Annotated in this window: 12 protein-coding genes; 8 read left to right on the top strand and 4 right to left on the bottom strand. The window is 63.1% G+C overall.

The genetic code is table 11. From position 1 onward, the window contains the following. The first annotated feature begins 1 nt into the window (after position 1). Genes ureE through ureG form a run of 3 tightly spaced genes read left to right on the top strand, consistent with a single transcriptional unit; the run spans position 2 to position 1,863 of the window. Positions 2-559 (top strand): urease accessory protein UreE, encoded by a 558-nt coding sequence (gene ureE / locus AW06_RS15030; protein WP_034951620.1) that lies wholly within the window; start codon positions 2-4, stop codon positions 557-559. A gap of 4 nt (positions 560-563) precedes the next feature. Continuing rightward, positions 564-1,235, top strand: coding sequence for an urease accessory protein UreF (locus tag AW06_RS15035; RefSeq protein ID WP_034951622.1), 672 nt, complete (start codon positions 564-566; stop codon positions 1,233-1,235). Positions 1,236-1,251: 16 nt separating this feature from the next. Then, on the top strand, positions 1,252-1,863 hold the full coding sequence (gene ureG, locus AW06_RS15040) for an urease accessory protein UreG (protein ID WP_034951623.1): 612 nt from the start codon (positions 1,252-1,254) through the stop codon (positions 1,861-1,863). A 172-nt stretch (positions 1,864-2,035) separates the two neighbouring features. On the opposite strand, the gene AW06_RS15045 is transcribed toward ureG, so the two are convergent. From AW06_RS15045 to AW06_RS15060, 4 genes are all read right to left on the bottom strand, one after another. Then, positions 2,036-2,509 (bottom strand): flagellar protein FlgN, encoded by a 474-nt coding sequence (locus tag AW06_RS15045; RefSeq protein ID WP_034951625.1) that lies wholly within the window; start codon positions 2,507-2,509, stop codon positions 2,036-2,038. Positions 2,510-2,523: 14 nt separating this feature from the next. Then, the gene (gene flgM, locus AW06_RS15050; protein WP_034951627.1) at positions 2,524-2,808 is read right to left on the bottom strand and encodes a flagellar biosynthesis anti-sigma factor FlgM; all 285 of its coding nucleotides are present in this window, start codon (positions 2,806-2,808) and stop codon (positions 2,524-2,526) included. Positions 2,809-2,926: 118 nt separating this feature from the next. Next, positions 2,927-3,577, bottom strand: a complete 651-nt coding sequence (gene flgA, locus AW06_RS15055) for a flagellar basal body P-ring formation chaperone FlgA (protein ID WP_034951650.1) — start codon at positions 3,575-3,577, stop codon at positions 2,927-2,929. A gap of 91 nt (positions 3,578-3,668) precedes the next feature. Then, positions 3,669-4,655: a zinc-dependent alcohol dehydrogenase family protein gene (locus AW06_RS15060; RefSeq protein WP_034951652.1), complete on the bottom strand. Its 987-nt coding sequence runs from the start codon at positions 4,653-4,655 to the stop codon at positions 3,669-3,671. 582 nt (positions 4,656-5,237) lie between these two features. Between AW06_RS15060 and AW06_RS15065 the strand changes: the two genes are divergently transcribed. The 5 genes from AW06_RS15065 (at position 5,238) to AW06_RS15085 (ending at position 10,513) form a co-directional block, all read left to right on the top strand. Beyond that, positions 5,238-6,758, top strand: a complete 1,521-nt coding sequence (locus AW06_RS15065) for a DUF4118 domain-containing protein (RefSeq protein WP_034951654.1) — start codon at positions 5,238-5,240, stop codon at positions 6,756-6,758. After that, positions 6,755-7,444, top strand: a complete 690-nt coding sequence (locus AW06_RS15070; RefSeq protein WP_034951629.1) for a response regulator — start codon at positions 6,755-6,757, stop codon at positions 7,442-7,444. The genes AW06_RS15065 and AW06_RS15070 overlap by 4 nt, the downstream gene beginning before the upstream one ends. 24 nt (positions 7,445-7,468) lie before the next feature. Then, positions 7,469-9,343, top strand: coding sequence for a potassium transporter Kup (locus AW06_RS15075; RefSeq protein ID WP_034951631.1), 1,875 nt, complete (start codon positions 7,469-7,471; stop codon positions 9,341-9,343). A 307-nt stretch (positions 9,344-9,650) separates the two neighbouring features. Beyond that, the gene (locus tag AW06_RS15080; RefSeq protein ID WP_034951633.1) at positions 9,651-9,866 is read left to right on the top strand and encodes a hypothetical protein; all 216 of its coding nucleotides are present in this window, start codon (positions 9,651-9,653) and stop codon (positions 9,864-9,866) included. Further along, positions 9,863-10,513, top strand: coding sequence for a pyridoxamine 5'-phosphate oxidase family protein (locus AW06_RS15085; RefSeq protein ID WP_034951635.1), 651 nt, complete (start codon positions 9,863-9,865; stop codon positions 10,511-10,513). The genes AW06_RS15080 and AW06_RS15085 overlap by 4 nt, the downstream gene beginning before the upstream one ends. Positions 10,514-10,681 lie beyond the last annotated feature (168 nt).

The raw sequence follows: 10,681 nt of genomic DNA on the forward strand, positions 1-10,681 counted from the left end.
CATGCTATTCACCGAATCCTTCGCTGACCGCGAGACACCTGCCAGTGACCGTCTGGTGTTGCCTTATGATGCCCGCCGCAAGAGCCGGCAGCGCGTCACCCTGGCCAGCGGCGAGGAGCTTGGCTATGTCTTTCCGTCCGGCACCGTGCTGCGCCACGGCGACCGATTGCTCACCGGCAATGGCCGCGTGGTTGCTGTCGAGGCCGCACCGGAAGCACTGCTCGAAGTCCGTGCCGGTGACCCCCTGCAGTTGATCCGCGCCGCCTACCATCTCGGCAACCGGCATGTCCCGGTACAGCTTGGCAAGTGCGGCCTGCTTATTCAGGCGGATCACGTTCTCGCCGAAATGTTGCTGGGGCTCGGTTGTGCGGTCAGCGAGGTTGAGGCGCCATTCGATCCGGAAGGGGGGGCGTATGGCTCGCATGCTCACGGCGAAGCGCACGCGGGGGGTCACGACAGTCACGATCACGGTCCGGCGCGTCCCGGCATGACGAGCGATCCGCACCCTCCCGACCACGGCCCGCATCGCTCGCCGGCAATAATTCACGAATTCAAGTGAGCCAATGAGCCTTGCGCTGTCGCGGCTACTGCAGCTCGCCAGCCCGGCACTGCCGGTGGGTGCCTACACCTATTCGCAAGGCCTCGAATGGGCAGTCGAAGCCGGCCTGGTGAAGGATCAGGCGGCTGCCCTGGAATGGATCGCGAGGCTGCTCGAGAACGGCGTCAGCCGCTTTGAAGCGCCGCTGACCGCCTGTCTGCAACGCGCCTGGATCGCCGCCGACGATTATGAAGTCAAACGCCTCAACGCCGACTTCCTGGCCAGCCGCGAGTCGTCCGAGTTGCGTGCCGAGACCGTCCAGATGGGCTATTCGCTGCGTCGCCTGCTGCACGAGCTGGACGATTTCCCACTGCCACCGGCCTTCGACTCGCTCCCCGAAGTCTCTTTTCCGGTCGGCTGGGCGCTGGCGGCTGCCTCCTGGGAAATCGCCATCGCTGATTCGCTGACCGCTTATCTATGGTCCTGGTGCGAAAACCAGACGATGGCCGCGCTCAAGACCGTGCCACTCGGCCAGGCCGCCGGGCAGCGCATCCTCCTGGCGCTGGGAAGACGCCTGCCGGCGGTGGCGCAGCAGGCGCTTGAACTGCCCGAAGAACGCTGGAGCAACTTCGCTCCCGGCCTGGCTCTGGCGTCAAGCCGCCACGAAACACAGTATTCGAGACTTTTCCGATCCTGAAAGAAAGTGAATTCACATGCACCGACGTCCCGCCCTGCGCATCGGCATCGGAGGCCCGGTCGGCTCCGGCAAGACCGCACTCACCCTGGCCCTGTGCCTGGCGCTGCGCGACCGATACCTCCTCGGCGTGGTGACCAACGACATCTACACCGCCGAAGATGCGAAGTTCCTGGTACAACATGCGGCGCTGCCGCGGGAACGCATCCTCGGTGTCGAAACTGGCGGTTGCCCGCATACCGCGATTCGCGAGGATGCATCGATCAACCTCGAAGCCGTCGCCCGCCTGACGACGGCTTTCCCGGACATCGAGATCGTGTTCGTGGAATCGGGGGGTGACAACCTCGCGGCGACCTTCAGCCCGGAGCTTTCCGATCTGACGATCTACGTCATCGACGTCGCTGCCGGCGACAAAATCCCGCGCAAGGGAGGGCCAGGGATTACCAGGTCCGACCTCCTGGTGATCAACAAGACCGATCTCGCACCACTGGTCGGTGCCTCGCTGGAGGTCATGGATCGCGACAGCCGACGCATGCGCGGCGAGCGACCATTCGTCTTCAGCAATATGAAGACCGGCGAGGGCCTGTCCGAGATCATCGCCTTCATCGAGAAGCATGGGATGCTGCGTTGAACCGCAGGGGCATGGGACAAATCGGACAATCCAGGAGCCAAGCGGGCTAACAGCCATGACTTTTCGAGACACCCCTGATCACGGAAGTCATGACCGTTGCCTTCGCCCCCAGTCCCTCCTCTACCCGACAAATGGAGAAAGAGATTCGTGAGTCGCTGACGCGACTTTCAAATTAAGCGCTGTCGCTGATGCGCGGGCCGCTGGACAGGGTGTTTTGCCCGTCCGGGCCATAGAGGCCGAAGGCGCGGTGGGTTCCCAGGAGTGCCTCGAGTGCCCGTGCGTTGTATTGCATGCGCAGTTGGATCAATTCGCCATTCATGCGATTCAGTTCGCGCGCCTGACTGGCGATCGACAGCAGCAAGGTCCAGGCAGCATGGGCGCGGTCCGCCTTCGGGTGCGCCGCAAACCAGGCGGACAAGCCGGCGCGATCCGCGGTCAGGCCCTCTGCCACGAGCGCCTGGTGACGCTGCTCGGCGAGGGCAGCCAGCTTGACGGCCAGCCCGTTTTTCTGATCCACCAACTCCTGCAGATGCTCGACCTCACCTTTGGTGAGCATCTCCTGCTCAAGTTCGAGCAGGGTGACAAAGCTCCTTGCCGCGGCGACTTCGGCCTCAACCGTTGGCAGTAAATCCGCCATCGTCGCCATCAAGGCTCCGGAAATCAAACCTGCCTAGTAGAAGCCACGAGTTCGCTGGCAGAGGCGATCAACCGGTCGGCAATCGCCTCGGAATTGATCGTGAAGCGCCCTTCGGCGATTGCCTGCTTGATTTCAGAAACCCGCGCCGTGTCGAAGGTCGCAGCTTCACCTGGAGACTGTAGCTGCCCGGCAAGTTCACTGAGGTGGACTTCCGTAGCCGCGCTGGTTGCCGGCTGGCTGACGCTGGTGCGATGACGCATCTCGGTAACAGCGCTGGCTGAGGTCGAGATTGTGCTGTCGATTTTCATGGCCGTGCCCTTAAAACGGTTGTACCCAACCAGTATATCGGCGGATAACGGCTAAACTTTAACATTTATTTTCGCAATATGGAGGGGGCTTGGCACACCAGGCCGGCAAGATCAGCGACTAATACGACACCTCGACCACACCAGGACTTCGGGCCACACCACTGACGACCTGTCCGGAAGCTGTCCGCACTTGCGCAATCTGGCCTTCAGTGGCGTTGTTCAGTGCCTTTCCCTCATTACTCACCGTGAACCCTACGCCTGACGACAGCAGCTTGACGCTTTGCCCTTGCTGCACAAGCCAGGGTGCGGTCAACAGATCGCTACGGAGCGGCTGGCCCACAGCGATGCCATTCCTGACGGTTTTGCCAATGGCCTGGGCAGGGTCGGTCACAACATTGGCTGGCAGCGCGCCGAGATCGCCGCTCTGCGTGCGCAGGTCGGCACTGGCCACGACCTGGCCGGGCGTTAGCTGGCGTGCCGTCACCAGATAGTTACCCGTGATTCTGATCTGTACGGGCACATACACGGTCCACACTTTCGGGGCGAGGCAGCGTATGCCGACCATCGTTTTTCCCCAGAACCGACTTCCCGGCGGCAGAAATGGCTCGAAGGCGCTGCATGAGGTGTTTTGGGCATGCTGGTCAAGTTGACCGACGGCATAGCTGACTTTGCCTGGTAATCCTTGTGTTTGGATACGCAGAAACTCATCGAGAGCGGCCGGCAAGGACGCTTGGCCGAGCACGCTGTTGCTCATGAAGGCAAGCAGCATCGCGAACCGCCCAGGCCATCGGCCGAGGTGCGGGAAAACGGGAGAAAGACGCATCTCGCCATTCTGCCTGAATCTGCCTCACTGGCGAAGGCTAAGAGGTGATGAGAACGGCCGCGCCGCGAATTTCGCCTGCCCGCAATTGCTGCAGGGCAGCATTGGCCGATTCCAGGGGAAATCGTGTCACTTCGGTGCGGACACCGGCCTTGGGCGCAATGGCAAAGAACTCCTCGCCGTCGCGGCGGGTCAGATTGGCGATCGAGCGCACGCATCGCTCTCCCCAGAGAATGGCGTAAGGGAACTCGGGAATGTTGCTCATGTGAATGCCTGCGCAAACCACCGTTCCGCCCTTGACGATGTGACGAAGCGCCTGTGGAACCAGGTCACCGACCGGCGCAAAGAGAATCGCGGCGTCCATTTCCTGCGGCGGCGCGCTGTCGGCATCACCGGCCCAGGTAGCCCCCAACTGACGAGCGAATTGCTGGCCATCCACATCACCCGGCTTGGTGAAGGCAAATATTTCGCGGCCTTGCCAGCGGGCCACCTGCGCAATGATGTGCGCGGCCGCGCCGAAACCGTAGATGCCCAGACGACGCGCATCACCGGCGGCGACCAGCGAGCGATAGCCGATCAGTCCCGCACAGAGCAGCGGCGCCGCTTCAGCATCCGGGTACCCGTTCGGCAGTGCAAAGCAGTAGCGCTGATCAGCCAACGCGAACTCGGCGTAACCGCCGTTCAGCGTGTAGCCGGTGAACTCTGCCGCGTCGCAAAGGTTCTCGGAACCGCTCGCGCAGTAACGGCAATGACCACAGGTATGCCCCAGCCAGGGTACGCCAAGACGTTGGCCAAGCATGAAACGTTCCACCCTGGCGCCTTTCTCGACCACGACCCCGACGATTTCATGGCCCAGGACGAGCGGTAAGCTGGGGTGCTGAAGGTCGCCATCCATGACATGCAGATCCGTGCGGCAGACTCCGCAGGCCCGTACTTCGAGCAGGACCTGATCAGCCTCGGGTTTCGGCCGAGGCACCTCGGCCAGCCGCAACGGCTGGCCCTGAGCATCCAGAATCATGGCCTTCATGCGCATCCCCAGCAGTAACCCTCCCCCGGCAGAACCGGGGGGCTTTCATCGTGTGAGCCGATCAAAGCGTCCAAACAGGGTCGCTACGCGACCCTGACCCTCTTGCGCCACATCAAAAGTCGTAAAATCAACATCATAGACTCAGAGTCTGTGAATTTTTTTCACTGCCACACCACGTTCGGCACGACCAAACCGCTGACGCCCGCCCGGGCCTGATTATACGTAATCCATGTTCCGGCTGGCCGTTTTGCCTGGATCTACCCTTTTCCGCGCCTTTCTCTCGACTTCCCTAACATTTTCGGTACTGTGGATACTGTGGACCTTCCCGCCCCTATGCTGAACAGATATTTCGGCACCTTCCCACCGACTCTCAAGGACAGCCAGTACGGCAAGGAACGCCAGACGGATTGTAACAAGAAGCTGTCCCGGACCGAACAGATCAGATAGCCCAGGGTGTCGTTCGTGCCGACGTTGGCAAGGGTACCGGAGCAGTGTCGCGATCATCGGCAAATGTTTACACCATTTTTACTTCGCATTCAGGACACTGACGGCATTGCGTTCCGAGTCCGCTTGCCGCCGGCCATGAAAACCGAATTCCCCTCCCCCTGGCTCCGTGCCCCTTATCTGGTGGCCGCTGCGCTTTGTACACTGACCACGCTCGGCACGCTTCCTTTGCGCGGGCTGCTCGACCTCGCCAACATCGTGATGATCTTTCTGCTGACGGTGTTCGTCGCCGCGGTTTGGCTCGGGCGTGGTCCATCGATCATGGCGGCTTTCCTGGGTGTGGCCCTCTTCGACTTCTTCTTCGTACCGCCACACCTTTCCTTTGCCGTCGCTGACGGGCAGTATCTGGTAACTTTCGCGGTCATGCTTGCCGTCGGACTGATCTCTTCGCATCTGGCGGCATTGCTTTCGGAGCGGACGGCCGAGGCCCAGTCACGGGAACAGGAGACGCGCGTCCTTTACCAGCTCGCACGCGATCTGGGTGGCGCCCTAGCAGCCGATCAGGTCGCCGACATGACGCAGCACTTCCTGGGCGCCGTTGAACTGGATGTGACGGTTCTGGTCGCCGATGCGTCGGGCCAGGGCATTTCGTTCCACGAATACGGCAGCCACCACCTGAATAATCTGGAGAAGGGCTTCGCCCGTTCGGCCTACGATCGCGGCGTCATCGTCGAGACCGACCCCCTTGCCGGCATGGGCGTAGCGATCGTCTTTCTCCCTCTCGTGGCACTGACCCGCGTTCTCGGCGTGCTGGCCCTGGTACCACGGTCGGATGACGTCGACCGGGTGCGTGCTCTGCGGCCCTTGCTGGAAGCGGTGGCTTCGCTGCTGGCGATCACGCTCGAGCGGCTGCATTATGCCGACGCCGCGCAGGTCAGCGAACTGCGGGTGTCTGCGGAGCGGCTACGCGCATCGATCCTGTCGTCCCTGTCGCACGACTTGCGGACACCGCTGACCAGTCTCGTCGGACTCGCCGACACCCTCGTTCAGAGGCAACCGGCGCTCGACGAGGGTGCCATGGAAACAGCCGCGATCATTCGCGACCAGGCGCATGCCATGCATCACCTGATGTCCAATCTGCTCGAAATGGCCCGCCTGCAGTCAGGCAGCATCACACTGAACAAGGAGTGGCAGCCCTTCGAGGAGATCATCGGATCCAGTACCCGCCTGCTGGCGGATCTTCTCGCCAGCCGCAGGCTCGACCTCCAGGTACCGCGCGATCTGCCGCTGGTCGAGTTCGATGCCGTGCTGCTGGAGCGCGTCCTGTGCAATCTGCTGGAGAACGCGGCCAAGTATTCGCCCCCGGGAGCGCGCATCGAGGTGCTGGCAAGCGTGCGCGGCGGGGCGCTGGAAGTCGCCGTCGGCAACGACGGTCCCGGTTTTCCCACGGATCGCATCGGCCAGGTTTTCGACCTGTTTGCCAGGGGCGAGCGCGAGCCGGCCGTCGCCGGTACCGGGCTGGGGCTGGCGATCTGCAAGGCCATCGTCGAGGCGCACGGCGGCAGCATCGTCGCCGAGAACCATCCCGGCGGTGCCTGCGTGCGTTTCACCCTTCCCCTCGGTACGCCTCCTGCCATGGACGAGGAGGGCACGCCATGAACGAGACGATTGCGCGCGTCATCGTCGTCGAGGACGAACCGCAAATCCGCCGCTTTGTCTGCGATTCCCTGCGCCGCGAGGGTTGCGCTGCGCTCGAGGCGGCCACGGCGCGCCAGGGACTGGACGAGCTTGCCCGTGGCAAGGCGGATCTGGTGATCCTTGATCTGGGTCTGCCCGATATGAACGGCATCGAATTCATTCGCGACATGCGTAGCTGGTCGACGGTGCCGATTCTCATCCTCTCGGCCCGCTCGGCCGAGCGCGACAAGATCGCCGCCCTCGACACGGGTGCCGATGACTATCTCTGCAAACCCTTTGGCGTCGGTGAATTGCTGGCACGCGTGCGCGCCCTGTTAAGACGCCACTGGCAAGCCGGCGAAGCCGGTCCCCTGCATCGCTTCGGCGATGTCGAGGTGGATCTGTCCCGCCGTATCGTCAGCCGGGGTAGCGTCGAGATCCACCTGACCCAAATCGAGTATCGCCTGCTGGCGGTGATGCTCGCCAACAGCGGCAAGGTACTGACCCATCGCTACCTGATCCGGGAAGTATGGGGACCAGGACACAGCGAACAGGGCCACTACCTGCGCATCTACGTTGGCCGATTACGCCAGAAGCTCGAGATGGACCCGACCCAGCCACAGCACATACTCACCGAGACTGGCGTCGGCTATCGCTTTCAATCCTGAATCCTGAAGCAAGAGGTAAGCATCATGTCTGAAAACAACGACCAGAACCGTCTGGCCAGCCTGTCACTGGCCGCCCTTGGTGTCGTGTATGGCGATATCGGCACCAGTCCCCTGTATGCGATCAAGGAGGTTTTCGGCGGCGCGCACCATCCGGTGCCGATCACCCCGGACAACGTCATCGGCATTCTCTCGCTGATCTTCTGGTCTCTGATGGTCGTCGTCAGCCTGAAGTACGTGCTCTTCATCATGCGCGCCGACAACAAGGGCGAAGGCGGCATCATGGCCTTGATGGCACTGGCCCTGCGGCCGATCGCGCCGGGCTCGTGGCAGCGCCGGCTGATCATGGTTCTTGGCCTCTTCGGGGCGGCCCTCTTCTACGGTGACGGGGTGATCACGCCAGCGATTTCCGTGCTCTCTGCGGTCGAGGGCCTGGAAGTGGCGACACCCGCCTTCAGGCCCTACGTCGTGCCGATATCCTTGGTAATCCTGGTGGGCCTTTTTGCGGTGCAGCGTCGCGGCACCGCCACCGTGGGCGCCTTCTTCGGACCGATCATGGTGCTCTGGTTCCTGACGCTGGGCACGCTCGGCCTGTTCAGCATCGCCCATGACCCGGCGGTGCTGCGCGCGCTGGGACCGTGGCACGCCGTCCGTTTCTTCGACGACAACCCGATTCTCGGTTTCTTTGCCCTCGGTGCCGCCGTGCTCGTGCTGACGGGTGGCGAAGCGCTCTATGCGGACATGGGGCACTTCGGGCACAAGCCGATCCAGTGGGCCTGGTTTGGCCTGGTGCTGCCGGCACTGGTGATCAACTATTTCGGGCAGGGCGCGCTGCTGTTGCGCGATCCGGAGGCCATTGCCAATCCGTTCTATCTGCTGGCGCCCGACTGGCTGCTCTATCCAATGGTGGTGCTGTCCACCTTGGCGACGGTGATTGCCTCGCAGGCCGTGATTTCCGGCGCCTTCTCGATTACGCAGCAGGCGATTCAGCTTGGCTTCACGCCACGCATGGAGATCAGCCACACATCGGATCAGCAGATGGGGCAAATCTACCTGGCAGGCATCAACTGGAGCTTGCTGGCAGCGGTCATCGTCCTGGTGCTCGGCTTCGGCAGTTCGTCGAACCTGGCGGCTGCCTACGGCATCGCAGTGACGGGAACGATGTTCATCACCGATCTGCTGGCCTTCGTCGTCGCGCGATACGTCTGGGGCTGGCCCGTCTGGCGCGCATTTCTCGGTGCGCTGCCTTTCGCGATCATCGATCTGGCCTATTTCTCGGCCAACTCGGTGAAGATCGCCGATGGCGGCTGGTTCCCGCTGCTCTTCGGCCTCGCCGTCTATCTGCTGCTATCTACCTGGAAGCGCGGCCGCGACCTGCTCAGCGCCCATCTGGCCATGGATGCGATGGATACGCGGAGCTTCCTGCAGGCGATTGCTGGGGCGCGACGGGTACCTGGGACAGCGATATTCCTCACGTCCAATCCCGACAACGTGCCGCACTCCCTGCTGCACAGTCTGAAGCACTACAAGGTGTTGCACGAGCGTATCGTGCTGGTCTCCGTCCATATTCTCGACGTTCCCCGGCGGGCGGACGACAGTCGCGTGGAGGTCGTGCACCTGGCCAGCGATCTCTGGCTGGTCAAGGTTTCGTACGGTTTCATGGAGCAGCCGAACCTGCCGAACGCGCTGGCAGGATGCGCCGCCTACGGGCTCCATTTCGACCCGATGGACACCTCGTTCTTCCTCGGCCGGGAAACCCTTCTCCCCCGCCTGAATACCGACATGTGTCGCTGGCGCGGCAAGCTCTTCGTCTGGATGTTCCGCAACGGCGGCAGCGCTGCAAACTTCTTCGGTCTGCCTGCCAATCGAGTAGTCGAACTGGGCACGCAGGTCGTCATGTAGATCCAGGTTCTTCGGCAACCATCGGCGGCACACCGCGCGACAGCGAAAACATGAAACGTGCGCCGCCGCCGGCGCGATTCTCGGCATGAATCCTGCCGCCGTGCACCTCGACAAATGAGGCGCCTGCCACAATAATAATGCCCAATCAACGCGCCGGTGACGGTTCGCCCCGCCGGAACCGATTGCTGCACCGCAGAACAAAATATCCGTTCGCAGACACCAAGGAACAGTTCCTTCCGCTTCCACGCGCCACGCCGAACCGGAACAATCGGCGCGGCGGACAGACTGCCTCCACGGAGATCAAGCCATGGGCGACCAGCGCACCCCCCTTCGACAGCACGGAATGATTGCCACCAGTCCCGGATGGCGACGGCACTTCTGGTCGCGGCAGGACACGGAGGCGCCGGCGCTCGTGCAATCGCGCGATGCGGATGAGTTATGGCCCGTCGTGCTCGCCTTCTGGACCACGGCCGTGACGAACATACCCGCCTTCTGGACCATCCGCACGGGTAATCGCCGATGAGGATTTCGACGCCGCACGCCGTTCACCTCCTCCATGCCGCACCGTTCGCGACGCTGGCGACGCAGGCGATCAACTTTCCGGGCCACCCCTACGCGACGCCGGTCCCCAACGTTCCCGACGCAGCGCACTGCCCGCTCCTCCTCGTCAGCGCGCTCGCCGAGCACACCAAGAACCTGCTCGCCGACCCGAAGGTGAGCCTGTCCTATGTCGAGCCGCGCTCCACCGACGTGCAGGCCGCGGCACGCCTGACCCTGGTCGGCGATGCCGAACGGCTAGACCCGGACGACGAGCTGGTCGAGCATTACCTGCGCTACCAGCCCGACTCGGCGCACTATCTCGAACTCGACTTCATGTTCTTCCGCGTCGTTCCGAAGCGTCTGCGTTTCATCGAGGGCATCGGGCGCATGGGCTGGATCGAGGCCGCCGACTGGTCCTTGCTGCCGGCCCTGGATGCCGACTCCGAGCGCGCGGCGCTACAGGAACTCACGGGTCGGTTGCCGGACGGCGTCACCGTGCTCGGCATCGATACGTTCGGCATCGACCTCAGGCGCGGCGAACAGCGCGCCCGCCACGCCTTTGGGGAACCTTGGGCATCGCCGGCCGTGCTGGCCGCGATGATCGGCCACTGGGCGGCCGGCCTCGCCTGATCCCTTGCGCCTCCTGCCTCCGGCACGCACCACGGGCGCCGCATCCAGCCGTCGACTTGCCACGCGAATGAACCGACGGCAGCCGGCTGCGTCCAACGCCTGTCGCGCGGGTCGGAACCCCATCCGGACGCCCCGCCGGCCCGCTGCGCGGGCCGAACGACCCCACCC

This window comes from Candidatus Accumulibacter cognatus, assembly GCF_000584975.1.
Classification (GTDB): Bacteria; Pseudomonadota; Gammaproteobacteria; order Burkholderiales; family Rhodocyclaceae; genus Accumulibacter; species Accumulibacter cognatus.